This window comes from Acinetobacter sp. YH16044, from assembly GCF_013417145.1.
Taxonomy (GTDB): Bacteria; Pseudomonadota; Gammaproteobacteria; order Pseudomonadales; family Moraxellaceae; genus Acinetobacter; species Acinetobacter amyesii.
The window spans coordinates 79,142-96,212 of record NZ_VPEK01000006.1 but is presented as its reverse complement, the minus strand read 5'-3'; the positions used below and the strand labels follow the sequence as shown (position 1 = coordinate 96,212).

Below are 17,071 nucleotides of genomic sequence, written 5' to 3'. Positions count from 1 at the left end.
CCCATGCATCGATTATTTTACGAGTCATCTTTGACTGTCATAAAAATGAAGGACGCAGGGTGGATTATATCATGCCACAGGTTTTGGTAAGAAAAAAAGACCTATTTTTAAAGTTTAGTTGTTAAAAAAACAAATAAAACTTGACAATATTTTATATCCCATATAAATAGCGGCTAGACCCCTTCAATTTTTTTCATTATGAGGTAGTTTTGGTGTCTTCTACAGATTTTGAACTAGATGATAACTACGGTGATGATGATGTGAATTTCGATGAGGCCAGTGCAAAAACTAGCGCGAAAGAATCGTTAGAAAAGCGCCGACTTATTGATGACCTTCTGGCTCAGCGCCGTCTTGAACGTGAGCTTAAAGATTTTGATTACGACATCGACGATGACGATGATTTTGATGACGAAGAAGACTAAATAGCGATTTAGCATAGCGCTTGAAAATGCTATGCTTACGCATTAAGTTTCTAACTCTGGATTTGAAATGAGTGCTTTAGATTTAGACCTTTTGAGTGACTATCTAGACGGCGATGACAACGAGCATGGTCTAGATTTTGCAGCGACTCATGGTTTTTTGTGTGCAATTGCAGTAGGCCCAGCTTTTGATAAATGGCTAGACGAACTTTTTGATAACAATCAGAAAAAAGTACCTGCTGAAATTATTGCGCAAGTAAAAGCATGGCTCGAATCGATTCGTCAGAATCTTGCCAATGAAGATGGTATTGAATTTCCATTTGAAATTGAAGAAGCCGATGTTGAATCAAGTCTTGGTGACTGGAGTGTTGGCTTCGTTGATGCCATGTTCCTAAACGAAGATGCATGGTTCACCGACGAGTTTGAAGAACAATTGGTTGATTTAACTTTGCCAATCATGGTGTTCAGCGGCATTGATGAAGAAGATCCACAAATGGAATCTTTCCGTCGCAATGGTCAGTTGATGGATGAACTTGCAGAAGAAATCCCAACCAATTTGAACGAATTATATTTGATGTATCACACACCAAATTAATTTCGACGAAATTTAAAAAAAGCACCTTGGGGTGCTTTTTTTAGCGCCGTACTTTTTTAATTCAAAATCAATCTTAATGCTTAACTGCGTTTGGCTTTTAAAAAGCTTTTCGCCATCCATCCAAAAGATAAAGCCAACACAAGATAATGGATCAGTAGCGTAAAGCTGATAGCAAGCAGCCAGACCCAAGCGGGTAATTGCGTTAGCGCCATTTGAATAAAGGCTTGGGTTTCAGGGAAGATCAAGAGACAAATGACTGTAGCAACGACACTGATGAGAACCGAAGCTAAAATACAGCTCCAAATCAAAGTTCGCTTTTCTAACTTATTTGGCACTCGCTGATGGTCTTTAACAAAGCTGGATGCCGCAGCAAAACCGCCCACGATGAGACAGGTAATGGATGAACCACCGGGTAAATCAAAGAAAGACTCTATGGCTGCGACAGCGACCATGGCGAGGGCATAAGCAATGCTAAATGTGATAATGTATTTTTTCATTATTTAATGTTCATGTTTTCGTTTTATAAAGAGCGAGTATAGCTTGCCCGAAGTTTCTTCACTCAATTTTAAGTTTCAGTGAAGGGTATTGATTCAAATTCTAACGGAATAAGTTAAAAAAATTTATAATTTTTTAGCGCAGTAGTCTGCATACCAACCGTAGGCAATATGAAATATCGTGCCATGAATGGCGACCATGCAGAGCATAATTACAGCAGTTAGCCCAATGCCTGCATTATCCACAGACTTCATAATGCTTTCGGCATTGGGATTCATCAGCACCAAGAACAGCACAAAAAAGCTACCAATGATGATTGCAACGGCACTGGAGCCCCAAACCAGTTGGATCTTTTCATGGTTGCTAGGCACACGTTGTTCTTTCTTTACAAAATGCCCAACGCTGATTAATGCACATGCCACCAATGTAGGAATTAATGTAATACCACCAAGATTTAATCCAAAAATTAATACGGTAATCAAAAGCACCAAGGCGATGCTATAAACAGCAGCAAAGTGTAGGAGATAGTGTTTCATTTAAGCCCCAAAACAAAAAATTAACGAGGTCGACGTTGATGTCGACGGTACAAAATCCAAGCAATAATGATGACTGTGATCAGAATAATCACATGGCCAACTTTACTAAATATTTGCTGCATTAACTGCTGATTTTCACCTAAATAAAAACCCATACAAGCTAAAAAAGTGGTCCAAATAATCGTACCTAAACCACTATAAAACATAAACTTCCAAAATGGCATGCGGCTCATTCCAGCAGGAATACTAATGAGAGAACGCACAGCTGGAATCATTCGTCCGAAAAATACAATGCGGTGACCGTATTGCTCAAACCATGCTAGAGATTTTTTTACATCTGCCGATTTGATAAATAAATACTTTCCATAGCGATCGACGAAGTGAAAGATGGATTCATGCTTAAATTTATAGCCAATCCAATATAGCAATGCAGCCGCCAGTAAAGAACCGACACAACCTGAAATAATGACACCAATGAGGAGTAGTTGACCTTGGGAGGCAGAATAGCCAGCCGAGGGCATAATGATTTCTGAGGGGATTGGGGGGAAGACATTGTCAAGAAACATGAGCAGGGCAATACCGAGATAACCCAATTGTTCCATGATTGAAATGATCCATTCAGTTAAAGTCATGGTAGCTAAGGCAGAGAAAAGGTGTATTTATCCTATGTTGAAAAGCGCAGTGGGTAAAGTTCCGTTTTAAATATTCCTGAAACCACCTAAGTAAAACAACAAATATTGAGTTCATCTTGTATTAAGTAGCACGTAGGCTGAATTAGAAGGAAAATGTATCAATGCGTGAGGGCATTAAGCAATGCTGAATGATATAAGGCTGAATAATTGAAAGGCTTGGATCATAGTTTTTATAGTATCGAGTGTACGCTGTTCAGTTTGGATTTTATTTTGATGTCGGAGCTTTAGCAGCTTTAAAAAATTGTTTTATATACTGAACAGCGTAGGACTAGGTTGCAATAAATGACGTTGCAAGGTGCGTAAATTAATCATCATGTTCCATATTTAACAGTGTGTGAATATAGACTTGGCGTAAGCTTAGAGATAAAGCAAATGGAATCACACACAGTCCAAGAATGTTGAGCATAGTGGGTTGTAAGTGCAATGTATAAGCAATAAATAAGGCAAAAATTGCACCAATGCATGTAGCAATACTGACTATCAAAATATGCGACTGTTGGTTAAGGAGGTGTTTTAATTCTCCTACACTTTCTTTTACACGGGGAGCGGGTAAAGCAAGGCGCCTTGAGGTTGCAATTGGAGAGTTGATTAATTTTGGCATAATGCTTTCCTTTTCAATTATCTATAATGATTTTCTCGGATCAATTGATCAGAATAAGCATAAATGCGCGAACTGATTCTCGTAAATAACCAGATATAGTTATTTTGTCAAAAAAATTAAGTCACTGTTGAGAATGCGTAAAAAAAGCCCTAAAAATAGGGCTTTTATTTATATATCGTTACAACAAATTTTCCTTAGAGACGCTTACGTTTTGCTGCCACAATTTGTGATTGACGCATACGGAAGCCTGCTTTTTGCTGTTCAGTAGTTTTGTCGATACAGTATTTGCATGATACGCCGTGTTCGTAGCTCGGAAGTTCAACTTCAGCAGGAGCCAGTGGCCAACCGCATGCGTGACATTTGATATTTTCGCCTTCTTCCATACCGTGAGTGACAGCAGTACGACCGTCAAATACGAAACATTCACCTTCCCACATGCTGTCGGAAGCAGGGGTTTCTTCTAAATATTTTAAGATACCGCCTTTAAGGTGATAAACCTCATTAAAGCCTTCTTGAAGTAAAAGTGAGGTTGATTTTTCACAGCGAATACCGCCTGTACAGAACATGGCAATTTTCTTATCTTTATGTTGCTCAAGCTCTTTTTTCACGTATTCAGGGAATTCACGGAAAGTCTCAGTTTTCGGGTCAATCGCACCCTTAAATGTACCTGCTTTGTACTCATAGTCGTTACGTGTATCAATTAGGATTACGTCATCACGTGTAATTAGTTCATTCCATTCTTTAGGATCAAGATAGTGACCGACTAAATCACGTGGTTTCACTTCCACACCTAAAGTCACGATTTCTTTTTTCAGTTTGATCTTCATTTTACGGAATGGTTTATCCGTACTATGCGATTCTTTGTATTCCATCGCATTGAAGCCTTCATTGAGAAGGAATTGATGGATGATATCTACAGATTTACGGTCACCGGCAACAGTACCGTTAATACCTTCACCTGCCACAATTAGAGTACCGCAAAGGTTGATGGTTTTTACCAAGTCTAAAAGACGTTGTTGAAGATCGGCAGGATCTTGAACTTCTTTGAATTGATAAAGTGCGGCAACAACCCAACCAGAGGTCGCTTGCTGTTCTACAGGTGCAAGCTGTTCTACAGTAGCGTTCATGGAGTACTCCAAATGAATAAACAGGATAAAAATTAAGGCACACATTCTACCGTGATTTGGATGAATAAGCGAGTAAAGCGATGGCTTTTAACCACACATTTGATCATAGCTTCATTTCAGTAGTTTTAGCGTGTATAGTCATGCCGAGTTGTTTTTATCCCATAAATATTGATTGAATGGAGCCGGTTTTGAGTACTGATCGTCGAATTGCCTCGTTAACCCCATGTGCAGGGCGTTGTTCTACGGTATTTGGTGATTCAGTCTGTCGTGGTTGCCGCCGCTTTAACCATGAAGTCATAAAATGGAATACCTATACAGCAGAGCAACACACGGCCATTTGGTGTCGTTTAGATGCACAATTAGATCAAATTTTAATACCGATGTTGCCGCAAGCAGATCTCATCCATGTCGAAGGCTTTGTCTTGTCTAAGCGAGTTCGCTTACGTCCAGATGCAAGCAAAGGCCGTAAACTGTATCACGCACTCAAGCTCTGCGAAAAAAACCGTCATTTCACAGATGAAAGTGGACTCGGGATACATTACAAACAGGTGCGACCGTTGTGGGATGAATTTGAGCGTCGCGTTTTGGCACTCGCCACAGCCAGCTATGATTTGGCATTCTTAAGAGCAGATGCCATTCGCTTGCATTTATTGCAAAACATGGATGAAGAGGACTAAGTCCTCTTTTTTTATGTATGAAATTTATCGTGATCTAAAAAATAAGTGAAGGAATCTCAGCGTGAATTATTCGGAGTACTTTTTATATTGTGTGGCAGTCATCGTGATGATTGCAACGCCTGGACCTGTCATGCTGTTGGTCGCAAGTGCAGGCTTACAAGGCGGCTATAAAAAGGCATTTCAAACCATTGTCGGGACGAATTTTGCTTCACTGATTTTGATCGTACTGTCGGTGTGTATTTTAAAAGGCATTTTAAATGTGAATGCGCACTGGCTCGATGGCATCAAAATACTGGGTTGTATATATATTGCTTATATTGGGTTTGATATTTTAAAAGAAGTAACTATACAGCCCACTGCACAATCTCTGCAGTTAAAAGCAGCACAAGGGGGCTTTAAGCAAGGACTGATCGTGGGGATTTCAAATCCTAAGGATATTATTTTCTTTGCTTCATTTTTTCCGCAGTTTGTAGGAATTACTCCTCATCTTGATCTGAGTTTAATTGTGTTGACCCTGAGTTGGATCGTTTTAGATTTCGCAACTTTGTCTTTGGTGTATTTGTCTTTTCATCGATTGTCGAAATCACGCTGGTATAAAAAATTGTTGGCACTGTGTGGGCTGATTTTAGTGGTAGTTGCCATCTACGGGATCTATAGCATATTCACGGTTTAATTCTTAACTTGAAATGTGCAGTAAAAAATAAAAAAGGCTGATTCAATCAGCCTTTTTATGAATGTGTAGAGCTTTAATTAATTCGCACTAGAGATTGTGCTGTAAACGATATTGCACAATTTCGTCAATGGTGAGTACAGTCAAATGATGGGTTTGTGCATACGCTAAAACTTGTACGCCATTGGCCATTGTGCCGTCTGGGTTGGTTAATTCACACAAAACACCTGCAGGTTTTAAACCGGCCAGACGTGCCAAATCAATAGTCCCTTCAGTATGTCCACGACGGGTCAATACGCCGCCTTCACGCGCACGTAAAGGAAAAACATGACCCGGACGGTTTAAGTCACTAGCAACAGCACCATCTTTAATTGCGGCTTTGACTGTAGTTGTTCGGTCTTTTGCTGAAACTCCAGTAGTAACACCTTCCGCAGCTTCAATGGTGACGGTAAAGGCAGTTTTAAAATGGCTAGAGTTATCAGACACCATGGGTGGAAGTTCTAAATGATTAGCCTGAGCATCGGTTAAACACAGGCAGACAATCCCTGAACCGTCACGAATCATACGTGCCATGGTTTCTACAGTCAGTGTTTCTGCTGCAACAATCAGGTCGGCTTCATTTTCACGGTCAAAATCGTCCATGACTAAAACAGGCTTGCCTTGACGAATGTCTTCTAAGGCTTGCAGCATGCGCTGTTCTGCAGGTGGAAGGGCAGAAAAGAAAATTTCGGGTTGAATTAAACTAGACATTGAAACGCTCGCGTAAATTTTAGATACGGTTGAACATTTCAGGACATGTGAAATAGTGGCGTTACGATATATATTGAAAATGATCAATGATATAGAGATGTGACGTCGTCTTCTTTCATCCGGACTATACCGTCGGCTCAGGCATTGCACCTGATCTGCGAATCGCGTTTAAACGATTGGCTCGTGGGCTTTTTGCAGGGCGTTCAACCCAGCAAATTTACCACCGGTGGGGAGTTTCACCCCGCCCTGAAGCGATGTGTCTTGAGTATAGACCTGTTTGTGTGGTGATGGGGAATTATTGCGTAGAATCATTTGCAAAATTTTAGATAAGTAAAGTTATAAGATTGGATTTGTAAGCATTTTTATAAAGTGTGCCAAAGCATGCTATCGTGCCGATAAATCAACCATGATTGCATAATGATAAAAAATGACGCTTCCTCAGCATTCTCAGCAGCAGAATATAAAGCTGCATCGTTCACAGTTAGATCAAGAGTTTTCAACAGATCTGTTCCAAGATGTACAGGTCATTCGGTATCTGCAAGTGATCGGTGTTGCACTGATAGCAGCCAGTTTCGTGTATTTGATCGCGGCAAACTGGCTGATGTTACCCAAATTTATTCAATTGGCAATTCCAATGTTGCTGTTGGTACTGAGTGCTGTGACGAGTGTATATTTTGTAAGGCATGCTTGGATTCAGCAAAGCTTAGATGCTTTAAGTGCTTTGTTGCTCGGATTAAGTTTAGCTGTGATTGGGCAGGTCTATCAAACAGGAGCAGACAGTTATCTGTTATTTTTGGTCTGGGCTTTGCTGCTTTTACCTTGGTTATCTCGACCGAATATTGGAGTCTTTGCGTTACTGTGTTTGATCAGTCAATTGGCATTATTTTTATATTTTAAACAAAGCTATTTAATCGTTGATCATTCATGGTGGTATTTACTCTGCATGAATGTATTGACCGCAATATGTGTGACCTTGTGTTTGAAATATTATGCTGCACTGCGCTTTGTATTTGTTGCATTTATTACACTAATGTCGATGTATTGCATGTTTTTATACTGCGGAAATGGGGCAGAGCAGTATCAATGGCAATATTTAATTTTTGCATTGTTGCTTCCAATTTATCTGATTATCTATTTTTATCGACAACATCGTGCATTAGAAACCAGTTTACAAGCTGCAGGTCTCGCCGCGAGTTTCAGTATTTTGATTTTCCAATGGGCAGAACATATTTTATCTGACTCGAGTGCAGGATTGTTGGTTTTTGCCTTGCTGATATTTGCTTGGTTTGCGGTGATCAGTTGGGCACTGATGAAATTTCTGCCACAGACTAAATTTGCGGTTATTCCTTTAGCGATTGGGGCATGGTTCGCAGGCATTATTTTATCGAGCTTATTGCTGACCTATTGGAAGGCGTTTTCAATCGTCATGGGCTTAGTTTTTGTGGCTGTGGCTTGGTGGTTGATTCGACGAGCTAAAAGTATCTTTAGTCGCCAATTTGCTTACTGCTTATGGGTATGTGGCCAATCTGCGGTCTTCATACATACAGAGAGCTTGACCGATAGCATTGGGTTTATTTTAGTATTACAAATTGGCGTTATCTTGCTCTGTTTGTTTAGTCGAATGCATTGGTTTATTGTTTTTATTCAACTCATTGCAGGATATGGCCTTGCAGTGGCCACACTATTTGATGCCGATCTTTTTATGAGCGATGAACATGTCATCTTAGCTGTGATTGGATTGAATTATATTCTACTGATTTTCTTGCTCGGGAGTGCAACAGCTTGGTTGCACTCGATGTATCGAAAAAGTGTTGTGTTGTGGATGTTATGCATCGTATTGGCGGGTGTGGTGTTGCAGACCTTGTCAAATAACGTTCTACATTTTGAACAGACCCAACATGGTGTTCTTGACCTGTTTATCGTTTATCTACTGCCTGTGGTTTGGCTTGGCCTTTACATCGCAAATCAGCAAAAACAGACGGGGCGCGAAAAATGGCTGTTACTGCTATTGGGCCTTGTGCTGATTGCGATGGGCTATTTTGAAATTTTCTTGTTATTGGTTTTATTGGCATGGGCGCAGGTCTATCAGCAATCTTTGGTTAAAGCCCTTTGCATCGTGTTGATCATTTTTAGCTTATGGATGCTGTATTACAATTTAGGGTTGAGCTTTTTACTGAAAAGTTTAACGATTTTGATCTCTGGTCTTTTGCTGCTTGGCATCACCAAAATGTTAACTGCGATACAGCATAAACAAGGGGAAGGAGCATGATGAACATACTCAATAAAAAAATGCTTCCTATTGGTTTGGCTGTACTCAGTATTCTTTTATTTGTACTGATGATTGCACGGCATGAATGGCATCTGGCAAACAGTCAGAGTATTTATGTAAAGCTGCAACCGGTCGATCCTCGCTCTTTGATTCAAGGAGATTATATGGCCTTGAATTATCAGCTCTATTTTGGTGGTCAGCCTTCTGAAGAGCAATCTGCTAATGGGCAGGCTGCCAAAGCGAACAAAGAAGAAAATGTACACCGTGACTATTTTGTAGATCAAAAAAGTATTGTGAGTTATGTGCAGCTTGATGCACAGCGTAGAGTGATTCGAACCAGTTTCAATCCAAAGTTATTAGTGCAGTATCCAAGCTCATCTACAAAACTGGTGCTCAAAAATCCTGACAATAGATTTGAGGGTTTATATCCCGCTGCAAGCAGCTTTTTGTTTGCCGAAGGCTTGGAACCGTGCTATCGCGATGCGCAATTTGCAGAGCTGAAAGTACAGGAAAATGGTCAGCCCTTATTGGTGGGTCTAGTGGGTGAAAACCTGCAGTCACTTCTGTGTGAGCAGAAGAAAGTTTGGTGGAAGGGGCCACGAAGTGAATAAAAGCGGATTATGTGATTGATCGCATAAAAAAGCCCGCAAATTTGCGGGCATTTAGAATCTTTGAATGCTTGAATTAAGCAACTTGAACTGGAATACAGTTCGCTGTGTGGTTCACTGTGTTATTTGGGTTCGCATAGACTAAACGTGGCTTATGTACATTTGCTTCAGCTTCTGTGAAATCGCCAAAAGTTGCAATAATCATCAAATCACCAATATCTGCTTGGTGAGCAGCACCGCCATTTACAGAGATAATGCCAGAACCTTCTTCACCACGAATGGCATAAGTGGTAAAACGCTTACCATTAGTCACGTTCCACATATGAATTTCTTCATATTCACGGATACCGGCTAAATCTAGAAGAATACCGTCAATTGCACAAGAACCTTCATAATGTAATTCTGCTTGTGTAACGACGCAACGGTGGATTTTAGCTTTTAATAAACGAGATAGCATGGCTAGCGTCTCCTTGGTAGACCTAAGATCGTATCTTATGGTGGAACAATCTCTTGAATGCTGGGTGAGCAGTCAAATGCAAGCGCATTTTGCTCTGAAATCATTCAGATGGCAATAAGTATTGTTCAACAATTTGTGGAATTGTCAGTTCTATTTGTAAGCATTGATCTGGTTCATGGCTTGCTGAATCTCACCACTTACCAACAATTTAGTACGTGATAAGGCATGTGCAATTGCATCATCCATTAAACCTTGTTCACTACTTGGTGCTTTACCTAAAACATGGCCTGAGACACGTTCTTTAGAACCAGGATGACCAATACCAATACGTAAACGATGGAAATTTGGACCAATATGCGGGACGATATCGCGTAAACCATTATGACCACCATGACCACCGCCCGTTTTCAGGCGAATGACACCCGGGTTCATATCGAGTTCATCGTGTGCGATAAGCATTGCTTCAGGAGCAATTTGATAGAATTTGGCGAAGGGAACAACACTTTGACCTGAGAGGTTCATAAAGGTTGTGGGTAACAGCAGACGAACGTCTTGACCTTCGATATTACCACGACCACTGATGCCTTTATATTTAGGATCAGCTTTAAGTTGGATGCCATATTGTTCTGCAAGGCGTTCTACAAACCAGAAGCCTGCATTATGGCGGGTTTGGGCATACTCAGAACCTGGGTTACCCAAACCAACAATCAGTGAAAGTTTGCTCACTCATTTACACCATTTAACACTTATGCGCGTTTGAAGTCAGCGTGCATAGGAGTGTTTTTAGCTGGGTGACGTTGTAAAGCTTGGATTTTAACGCTTTCAGCTTTACCGTCGATGTTGATTTCAACAACTTCTTCAAAGAACGCGTTGCTTTCTAAAGCTTTAACAAGTTCGCGAAGTTCTAAAGTAACTGCTACAGGTTCAGCTGCACCACCGTAGATGATTGCTGGTACTTTATTTTGAAGACGAAGGCGGCGGCTCGAACCTTTCCCTTGTACTGCTTCTTCACGTGCTACTGCATTTAATACGAAGTTTGCCATGATAGACATTCCTATTTAAGTTTAATTGACTAGACCTTCGACCAGTCTAGTGATAGAAAGCCCCACCAAAAGGCAGGGCTTTTAAATTTAGCGCTATATTATAGATAAGAATCGAACATTGCGCTAATAGATTCTTCGTTGTTAATACGACGAATTGTTTCAGCAACCATACTTGCAACTGAAACTTGGCGAATCTTACCAAGAGCTTGAGCTTCTTCTGAAAGCGGAATGGTGTCTGTTACAACCAATTCGTCAATCACAGAGTTTTTCAAGTTTTCTAAAGCTTTACCAGAAAGTACTGGGTGAGTTGCGTAAGCAACAACTTTGCGAGCACCAAAAGTTTTTAGTGCGTCAGCAGCTTTACACAATGTACCTGCTGTATCCACCATATCATCAACGATGACACAGTCACGGCCTTTAACGTCACCGATCAAGTGCATTACTTGAGATTCATTCGCTTTTTGACGGCGTTTGTCGATGATCGCAAGATCGATATCACCCATTTGCTTAGCAACAGCACGCGCACGTACTACACCACCAACGTCAGGAGAAACAACCATTAAGTTGTCGTGTGACTGTTGACGAAGATCTGCTAAAAGTGCAGGAGTACCGTAGATGTTGTCTACAGGAATATCGAAGAAACCTTGGATTTGGTCAGCATGAAGGTCGATCATGACAACGCGGTCAATACCAACAGTTGTGAGCATATCTGCAACAACTTTTGCTGTAATTGGCACGCGGCTTGAACGTGGACGACGGTCTTGACGAGCATAACCAAAATAAGGAATGACAGCAGTGATACGACCAGCACTTGCTCGACGCAAAGCATCAGCCATAACTAAGATTTCCATAAGGTTATCGTTAGTTGGAGCACAAGTTGGTTGTACGATGAATACGTCTTTACCACGAACATTTTCAGTAATTTCGACAGCGATTTCACCGTCAGAAAATTGACCTACAGATGCAGCACCTAGAGGGATGTGAAGGTGGCTAACGACTTTTTGGGCGAATTGTGGATGTGCAGATCCACTAAAAACGACAAGATTGGGCATGAAGCACCCTTGGCGGTTGGCAAATTGGAGAATTAGATGGCAGGGGCGGCTGGATTCGAACCAACGGATGCCGAGATCAAAACCCGGTGCCTTACCACTTGGCGACGCCCCTAATGCGGCAGAACTTTAATATTTTTACGGTATTTTGTCAAGTTGAAACAACAAAGATACTGCAAATTATGCTCTGTCTTTTTTGAAGTAAATGGCAGGGGCGGCTGGATTCGAACCAACGGATGCCGAGATCAAAACCCGGTGCCTTACCACTTGGCGACGCCCCTAAATTGATGAAATAGCGAATAAAGTAAATGGCAGGGGCGGCTGGATTCGAACCAACGGATGCCGAGATCAAAACCCGGTGCCTTACCACTTGGCGACGCCCCTAATACTTTACAGCAATTACATCTACAGGTGAAAAATGATGGCAGGGGCGGCTGGATTCGAACCAACGGATGCCGAGATCAAAACCCGGTGCCTTACCACTTGGCGACGCCCCTATATCAAACTTCAAAATGACGTAATGGTGATTCTTGCAAACTGCGAACCAAGTAAGATTTACATGGTGCATTTTTCAATATGTCATCAATATTCATATTTTCAGTCACTTCAGTAAATACACAAGCACCTGTACCTGTAAGCTTTGCTATACCGAACTGATCTAAGTACCGCATTGCTTCATCGACTTCGGGATATAAGCTTCGTGCCACAGGCTCAAAGTTATTTCCAAAATCAGATGGCGTTTCCTGATAGCCGCAAAATTTAGTGGGCTTTGAGTCTCTTGTCAACGTTTTTTGTGAAAAAAGCAGTTGAGTGCTGATAAAACAGTCAGGTTTTAACACAATGTACTGTTTTTGAGCTAAATCTATGAATGTTAAGTGTTCACCGATGCCTTCAGCCCATGCATTTAGACCATGTACAAACACGGGAACATCTGCCCCAAGTTGTAAGCCGAGTTCTGCTAGTTGTTCAGTATTTAGACCACATTTCCATAATTGATTGAGCACGATTAGGGTGGTGGCTGCATTGGATGAACCACCACCGAGCCCTGCACCCATCGGAATATTTTTTTCGATGTGGATTTTTTGTGCAGTCAGTGCTTTAGCAAACGGTTTGAGTATTTGAGCAGCACGATAAATTAAATTTTGCTCTAGATTGACGCTGTTTAAGCCCTCAATTTGAATAAAATTTTCATCAGCAGAATTTGCAAGTGGGTGAAATTCCATCCAATCAGATAAATCGATGAGCTGAAAAATCGTCTGCAATTCGTGATATCCATTAGGACGTCGGCCAGTAATGTGCAAAAACAAATTGAGTTTTGCAGGAGAAGGTACACGAATCACAGAAGTCATAGCTCAGCTTTTAGGCAAATTAACGATTTTGAATCACCATTGTAATACGGTTTTCCTGACCGGATTCAAGTGCTTGTTTTAAAATTAACTTGTTCGGTACCGTCGCAGTCTCGTTATAGCTTAGGTCAACCGTCCAACCATCTTCAATAATCTGTTGTGGGCGCTGCGCAGTATCGCGTTGAATTTTTGCTTGTGTGGTTGCAGGGCGCGCCTGTACCCAGTCGATGAGGTGGGTAATGGGAGCTTGCCAACCGGTAGCACGTTCGAGTAATTCTTCTGGTGTTGCTGCTTCAATCAAACCGGTTTTTGCACTATTGAGTTGAACTTGACCGGGTTTACCGCTGATTTGAGTTTTTCCAACACCTAATATGCCACTCAGTTCGATATCATATTCATTGCGGTCTTGAACCCAAGTAAAAAAAGCACTTCCTGACTGTTGTGGCGTGCGCACACCAATCTTACCTTGTAAGTTGAATTGATTTGCAGCGACTTCTTCAGGGCTGGGTTGATCGGGTGTTTTAACATATTGCTGACAACCGGTAAAAAATAAAGCGCAGCAGGTCAGGGCAGATACCCCAAATTTTGAAGATATTTGCATAAAGTCTTTCTAACTCTTTTTCATGGGTTGGGGTAACAATAACGAATGTAGTTGCTCTAATTGCGGATCATTCGGATGTTTTTGTTGGAGTTGTTGTAACAACGCGTCAAATTTATTCATATCACCTTGCATGAAGACTGATCGTGCATAGCGAATGCCAATTTTTAAACTATTACTCAGTTCATACGCTTTGGCCAAAACAGATGCAGATGTACTAAAATCATTTTGCAAATAACAAATATAACCGAACGTATCTAAAATTGAGGCTTGCTCAGGAGCATATTCTAAGGCATGTTCGACGTATTTTCGGGCTTCATCTAAGCGTCTATTTTGTACCGCCAAGGTATAGGCATATGCATTTAAATAGGTCGGGCTATTGGGTTCAATTTCAAGTAATTGTTTTAGTAATTGGTCGAGTCTATCTTTATCTTGATGGGCGTCGAGCAGTAGAACTTCGGCATAAATGAGCTCAGGATCTTCAGGTAAGTTTCTTACCGCTTCATCAAGCAAACGGACTGCTGCTTTTTTATTGTTCATGCGTTTTAAAATATCTGCCTGAGCAAGATATAAAAAACTGGCATGTTGAGGATAATTAACCCGCTCTTGGGTTAAAAAGCGCAGTGCATCATGCAGCTTATTTTGCTGGCTAAAAATGCTGATCATATTGCGCCGTGAAACTGTATAAAGACTGCCATCAACAAGGCGATAATAGGCTTTTGCCGTTTCATAATGCTGTTTGCGTTCAGCATTTACTGCGAGATAGTAATACGCTTCATTTTGGTATTTGCTCGAATAACGTAACTCCACCAAATACTTTTCGGCTTTTTCATAAAGCTCTAAGTCAATACTGGTCAAACCTGCCATAAATAGCGGTTCTTCAGCAGATGGCCATTTCTTTAGTATATCTTCGAGTTTTTCTAGACCTAATTCTGACTGATTGATTTTAATTAAATATTTTGCTTCTGCTAAGCGAACTTCCATATTGTTGCGGTGTTTACGGCTGGATTTTTCGAACCATTTTAAGGTTTCTTCTTCATCACCTAACGACATAAGTAAATTGGCTTTCATTAAGATATAGCCAGTCACTTTCGGGCGTTTTTTCAGTGCTAAATTAATGGTGTCTAAGGCATCAGCAAAGGCACCATTTTGAGCTTGTAAACCTGCGACTAAGACCAAAATAGAAGGGTTGGTTTTTTCCTTGCTAGCGGTCAGTGCTTGAATCAGATAAGCGCGATCTTCCTCTGATTCAGGGGAAATACCCGCCAAAATTTGTTCTAAATCTGCATTCGGGTCAATGATTAAAATTTTATCAAGTGTTTCTGCGGCAAGCTCATATTCATGGGCTTTCAGGGCAATATGTGATAAATAAAATAATGCCGGGACATCTTCAGGTTCTTGGACGACCCAATGTGTGGCAATGTCTAAAGCTGCTTGTAGATCATTTTGCTCAATTGCAACGTTTAAAGCACGTTGTTTGACCATGGTGGATTTACTTTTGATTGCAAGCACGGTGTAGTTATGAAGCGCGGTTGGAATGTCGTTATAGGCTAAGGCAAATTCCGCAATCATACTTTGTTTAATTGCATCATATCCTGAATTTGCATGGTAAACTTCTCCCACGGCCCGAATTGGGGCAGTAGAAGCCATGCTACCAACAAGTAAGAATGTGGTAGAATACTGCTTTATTGTCTGGCCGTTCAGTCGGCTATTTGTTAGACGCAATTTTTCTTGATCCAAGTAATGCTTTTTATGACATCGATGTTGCACAATAGCATAAATTTAGCGAAATGATGATCTGATATGTCTTTCTTTGCATTGGGTGTCAACCATCAAACCGCTTCTGTAGAGCTGCGTGAACAGATTGCATTTAACCCTGAAAAGTTAACTGCACTGCTTGAACAGCAAAGCCATACGCCTGAACTCAATGACATGGTGGTGGTGTCTACATGTAATCGTACCGAAGTCTATGCGATGTCTGAAAATGCAGACGTGGTATTGAATTGGCTCGCCCAATCAAATGGTATCGATGTAAAGCAATTGTCAAATCATGTGTATCGTTATGAAAATGCACAAGCGGTGACACACCTCATGCGTGTGGCTAGCGGCTTGGATTCGCTCATGCTTGGTGAGCCTCAAATTTTAGGTCAAGTCAAAACGGCTTTGTCCTTAGCCAAAGATGCCGAAACCGTTTCCCCAAATTTAAACCGTATTTTTGAATATGCCTTTTATGCGGCAAAACGTGTGCGTTCTGAAACAGCCGTTGGAAGTCATGCGGTGTCGATGGGCTATGCTGTTGCTCAGCTCGCTTTACAGGTCTTTAGTCAGCCTGAAAAATTGACGGTGATGATTGTTGCTGCTGGTGAAATGAATAGCTTGGTTGCAAAGCATTTGGCCGAAATGGGTGTGGGCAGAATTATTATCTGTAACCGTACACGTGCCCGTGCCGAAGCTTTATCGCAAGAGATTGCTCATCGTGTAGAAGTTGAAATTATTGATTTTGCAGATTTGGCAGACAATTTACATCGTGCAGATGTAATTTCAAGTTGTACCGGAAGCTTGCATCAAGTGATTTATTTTGCGGATGTCAAAGCAGCACTGAAAAAACGTCGTTATAAACAAATGTTGTTGGTCGATTTGGCGGTACCCCGTGATATTGAAGCCAAAGTTGAAAGTCTAGATGGCGTTTATTTATATGGTGTCGATGACCTGCAAACTGTCATTGAAGAAAATTTGGCTCAGCGTCGTCAGGCGGCAGTTGAAGCCGAAGTCATGGTCAATCAGCTTGCGACAGATTTAATCACGCAGCAAAAAGTGAATTTGGCTGGCTCGACGATTCATGCATACCGTGAACATGGTGAGTCATTGCGTCAAGAAGAACTGGCTTTGGCGCTGAATCGTCTACAAAAGGGCGAAGATGCTGCGAAGATTATGCAAGAAATGTCACATCGTTTAACCCAAAAGTTGCTGCATCCAACTTCTATCGTGCTGCGAAATGCAGCAATGGCGGAAGACCCTGCTTATTTTGAAATGTTAGAACAAGATTTAGTTAATGTGGCTGAAAATCGCCGTAAACCAAAGAAATAAATAAACTTATTCATTAAATAAAGGTCATTCACAGCTTGAATTTGAAGTTAAA

General features: G+C 41.1%; 20 protein-coding genes, 4 tRNA genes and 1 riboswitch. Of the genes, 7 read left to right on the top strand and 17 right to left on the bottom strand.

Annotated features, from left to right (window positions below):
- Positions 1-212: 212 nt before the first annotated feature.
- Both FTV38_RS06220 and FTV38_RS06215 read left to right on the top strand, forming a co-directional pair.
- Positions 213-422: a PA3496 family putative envelope integrity protein gene (locus FTV38_RS06220; protein WP_078191373.1), complete on the top strand. Its 210-nt coding sequence runs from the start codon at positions 213-215 to the stop codon at positions 420-422.
- Positions 423-489: 67 nt separating this feature from the next.
- On the top strand, positions 490-1,014 hold the full coding sequence (locus FTV38_RS06215) for a YecA family protein (protein ID WP_078191372.1): 525 nt from the start codon (positions 490-492) through the stop codon (positions 1,012-1,014).
- Between the two features lie 80 nt (positions 1,015-1,094).
- Here FTV38_RS06215 and FTV38_RS06210 read toward each other — a convergent pair whose 3' ends face one another.
- The 5 genes from FTV38_RS06210 to FTV38_RS06190 form a co-directional block, all read right to left on the bottom strand.
- Complete coding sequence (locus FTV38_RS06210; protein WP_180021959.1) at positions 1,095-1,511, bottom strand: ABZJ_00895 family protein; 417 nt, start codon at positions 1,509-1,511, stop codon at positions 1,095-1,097.
- A gap of 123 nt (positions 1,512-1,634) precedes the next feature.
- The gene (locus FTV38_RS06205; RefSeq protein WP_180021958.1) at positions 1,635-2,045 is read right to left on the bottom strand and encodes an ABZJ_00895 family protein; all 411 of its coding nucleotides are present in this window, start codon (positions 2,043-2,045) and stop codon (positions 1,635-1,637) included.
- Positions 2,046-2,065: 20 nt separating this feature from the next.
- Positions 2,066-2,677, bottom strand: coding sequence for a DedA family protein (locus FTV38_RS06200; RefSeq protein WP_111885305.1), 612 nt, complete (start codon positions 2,675-2,677; stop codon positions 2,066-2,068).
- Positions 2,678-3,041: 364 nt separating this feature from the next.
- Positions 3,042-3,338 carry a hypothetical protein gene (locus FTV38_RS06195; protein WP_078192186.1) on the bottom strand — a complete coding sequence of 99 codons (297 nt, stop codon included), beginning with the start codon at positions 3,336-3,338 and terminating at the stop codon, positions 3,042-3,044.
- A gap of 194 nt (positions 3,339-3,532) precedes the next feature.
- Positions 3,533-4,465 (bottom strand): rhodanese-related sulfurtransferase, encoded by a 933-nt coding sequence (locus FTV38_RS06190; RefSeq protein ID WP_180005054.1) that lies wholly within the window; start codon positions 4,463-4,465, stop codon positions 3,533-3,535.
- 188 nt (positions 4,466-4,653) lie between these two features.
- Here FTV38_RS06190 and FTV38_RS06185 point away from each other — a divergent pair, with 188 nt between their 5' ends.
- Both FTV38_RS06185 and FTV38_RS06180 read left to right on the top strand, forming a co-directional pair.
- Positions 4,654-5,142 (top strand): DUF1289 domain-containing protein, encoded by a 489-nt coding sequence (locus FTV38_RS06185; protein WP_180021957.1) that lies wholly within the window; start codon positions 4,654-4,656, stop codon positions 5,140-5,142.
- Between the two features lie 61 nt (positions 5,143-5,203).
- A complete protein-coding gene (locus FTV38_RS06180; RefSeq protein WP_180021956.1) occupies positions 5,204-5,815 on the top strand; it encodes a LysE family translocator in 612 nt (203 codons plus the stop codon).
- 87 nt (positions 5,816-5,902) lie between these two features.
- Here FTV38_RS06180 and ribB read toward each other — a convergent pair whose 3' ends face one another.
- A complete protein-coding gene (ribB, locus tag FTV38_RS06175) occupies positions 5,903-6,562 on the bottom strand; it encodes a 3,4-dihydroxy-2-butanone-4-phosphate synthase (protein ID WP_180021955.1) in 660 nt (219 codons plus the stop codon).
- 103 nt (positions 6,563-6,665) lie between these two features.
- Positions 6,666-6,819, bottom strand: a riboswitch (FMN riboswitch).
- A gap of 170 nt (positions 6,820-6,989) precedes the next feature.
- Between ribB and FTV38_RS06170 the strand changes: the two genes are divergently transcribed.
- On the top strand, positions 6,990-8,831 hold the full coding sequence (locus FTV38_RS06170) for a DUF2157 domain-containing protein (protein ID WP_180021954.1): 1,842 nt from the start codon (positions 6,990-6,992) through the stop codon (positions 8,829-8,831).
- Positions 8,828-9,442 carry a GDYXXLXY domain-containing protein gene (locus FTV38_RS06165; protein ID WP_257220650.1) on the top strand — a complete coding sequence of 205 codons (615 nt, stop codon included), beginning with the start codon at positions 8,828-8,830 and terminating at the stop codon, positions 9,440-9,442. Before FTV38_RS06170 ends, FTV38_RS06165 begins: the two co-directional genes overlap by 4 nt.
- A gap of 73 nt (positions 9,443-9,515) precedes the next feature.
- On the opposite strand, the gene panD is transcribed toward FTV38_RS06165, so the two are convergent.
- The 11 genes from panD to FTV38_RS06110 all read right to left on the bottom strand — a co-directional run bounded on the left by panD (position 9,516) and on the right by FTV38_RS06110 (position 15,657).
- Positions 9,516-9,896, bottom strand: coding sequence for an aspartate 1-decarboxylase (panD, locus tag FTV38_RS06160; protein WP_180021953.1), 381 nt, complete (start codon positions 9,894-9,896; stop codon positions 9,516-9,518).
- 150 nt (positions 9,897-10,046) lie between these two features.
- Positions 10,047-10,622: an aminoacyl-tRNA hydrolase gene (pth, locus tag FTV38_RS06155; protein ID WP_168378106.1), complete on the bottom strand. Its 576-nt coding sequence runs from the start codon at positions 10,620-10,622 to the stop codon at positions 10,047-10,049.
- A gap of 20 nt (positions 10,623-10,642) precedes the next feature.
- Positions 10,643-10,939 (bottom strand): 50S ribosomal protein L25, encoded by a 297-nt coding sequence (gene rplY, locus FTV38_RS06150; RefSeq protein WP_168378105.1) that lies wholly within the window; start codon positions 10,937-10,939, stop codon positions 10,643-10,645.
- Between the two features lie 98 nt (positions 10,940-11,037).
- The gene (locus tag FTV38_RS06145; RefSeq protein WP_078191360.1) at positions 11,038-11,991 is read right to left on the bottom strand and encodes a ribose-phosphate pyrophosphokinase; all 954 of its coding nucleotides are present in this window, start codon (positions 11,989-11,991) and stop codon (positions 11,038-11,040) included.
- A gap of 37 nt (positions 11,992-12,028) precedes the next feature.
- A tRNA-Gln gene (locus FTV38_RS06140) sits at positions 12,029-12,103 on the bottom strand.
- A 91-nt stretch (positions 12,104-12,194) separates the two neighbouring features.
- Positions 12,195-12,269 (bottom strand) — tRNA-Gln (locus FTV38_RS06135).
- A 28-nt stretch (positions 12,270-12,297) separates the two neighbouring features.
- Positions 12,298-12,372, bottom strand: a tRNA-Gln gene (locus tag FTV38_RS06130).
- A gap of 38 nt (positions 12,373-12,410) precedes the next feature.
- Positions 12,411-12,485, bottom strand: a tRNA-Gln gene (locus tag FTV38_RS06125).
- Positions 12,486-12,488: 3 nt separating this feature from the next.
- The gene (ispE, locus tag FTV38_RS06120) at positions 12,489-13,328 is read right to left on the bottom strand and encodes a 4-(cytidine 5'-diphospho)-2-C-methyl-D-erythritol kinase (RefSeq protein ID WP_180021977.1); all 840 of its coding nucleotides are present in this window, start codon (positions 13,326-13,328) and stop codon (positions 12,489-12,491) included.
- Between the two features lie 28 nt (positions 13,329-13,356).
- Complete coding sequence (lolB, locus tag FTV38_RS06115; RefSeq protein ID WP_180021952.1) at positions 13,357-13,935, bottom strand: lipoprotein insertase outer membrane protein LolB; 579 nt, start codon at positions 13,933-13,935, stop codon at positions 13,357-13,359.
- A 9-nt stretch (positions 13,936-13,944) separates the two neighbouring features.
- Positions 13,945-15,657: a hypothetical protein gene (locus FTV38_RS06110; RefSeq protein WP_180021951.1), complete on the bottom strand. Its 1,713-nt coding sequence runs from the start codon at positions 15,655-15,657 to the stop codon at positions 13,945-13,947.
- Positions 15,658-15,735: 78 nt separating this feature from the next.
- On the opposite strand from FTV38_RS06110, the gene hemA reads away from it, so the two are divergent.
- On the top strand, positions 15,736-17,019 hold the full coding sequence (gene hemA, locus FTV38_RS06105; protein ID WP_180021950.1) for a glutamyl-tRNA reductase: 1,284 nt from the start codon (positions 15,736-15,738) through the stop codon (positions 17,017-17,019).
- The last annotated feature ends 52 nt before the right edge of the window (positions 17,020-17,071 follow it).

What these genes read in the sequence shown, in the direction of transcription:
- FTV38_RS06145 (WP_078191360.1), bottom strand. Translation starts at nt 11,991, where the DNA reads ATGCCCAATCTTGTCGTTTTTAGTGGATCTGCACATCCACAATTCGCC.
- rplY (WP_168378105.1), bottom strand. Translation starts at nt 10,939, where the DNA reads ATGGCAAACTTCGTATTAAATGCAGTAGCACGTGAAGAAGCAGTACAA.
- FTV38_RS06210 (WP_180021959.1), bottom strand. Translation starts at nt 1,511, where the DNA reads ATGAAAAAATACATTATCACATTTAGCATTGCTTATGCCCTCGCCATG.
- ribB (WP_180021955.1), bottom strand. Translation starts at nt 6,562, where the DNA reads ATGTCTAGTTTAATTCAACCCGAAATTTTCTTTTCTGCCCTTCCACCT.
- FTV38_RS06170 (WP_180021954.1), top strand. Translation starts at nt 6,990, where the DNA reads ATGACGCTTCCTCAGCATTCTCAGCAGCAGAATATAAAGCTGCATCGT.
- FTV38_RS06215 (WP_078191372.1), top strand. Translation starts at nt 490, where the DNA reads ATGAGTGCTTTAGATTTAGACCTTTTGAGTGACTATCTAGACGGCGAT.
- FTV38_RS06205 (WP_180021958.1), bottom strand. Translation starts at nt 2,045, where the DNA reads ATGAAACACTATCTCCTACACTTTGCTGCTGTTTATAGCATCGCCTTG.
- FTV38_RS06165 (WP_257220650.1), top strand. Translation starts at nt 8,828, where the DNA reads ATGATGAACATACTCAATAAAAAAATGCTTCCTATTGGTTTGGCTGTA.
- FTV38_RS06200 (WP_111885305.1), bottom strand. Translation starts at nt 2,677, where the DNA reads ATGACTTTAACTGAATGGATCATTTCAATCATGGAACAATTGGGTTAT.
- hemA (WP_180021950.1), top strand. Translation starts at nt 15,736, where the DNA reads ATGTCTTTCTTTGCATTGGGTGTCAACCATCAAACCGCTTCTGTAGAG.
- FTV38_RS06190 (WP_180005054.1), bottom strand. Translation starts at nt 4,465, where the DNA reads ATGAACGCTACTGTAGAACAGCTTGCACCTGTAGAACAGCAAGCGACC.
- FTV38_RS06195 (WP_078192186.1), bottom strand. Translation starts at nt 3,338, where the DNA reads ATGCCAAAATTAATCAACTCTCCAATTGCAACCTCAAGGCGCCTTGCT.
- lolB (WP_180021952.1), bottom strand. Translation starts at nt 13,935, where the DNA reads ATGCAAATATCTTCAAAATTTGGGGTATCTGCCCTGACCTGCTGCGCT.
- panD (WP_180021953.1), bottom strand. Translation starts at nt 9,896, where the DNA reads ATGCTATCTCGTTTATTAAAAGCTAAAATCCACCGTTGCGTCGTTACA.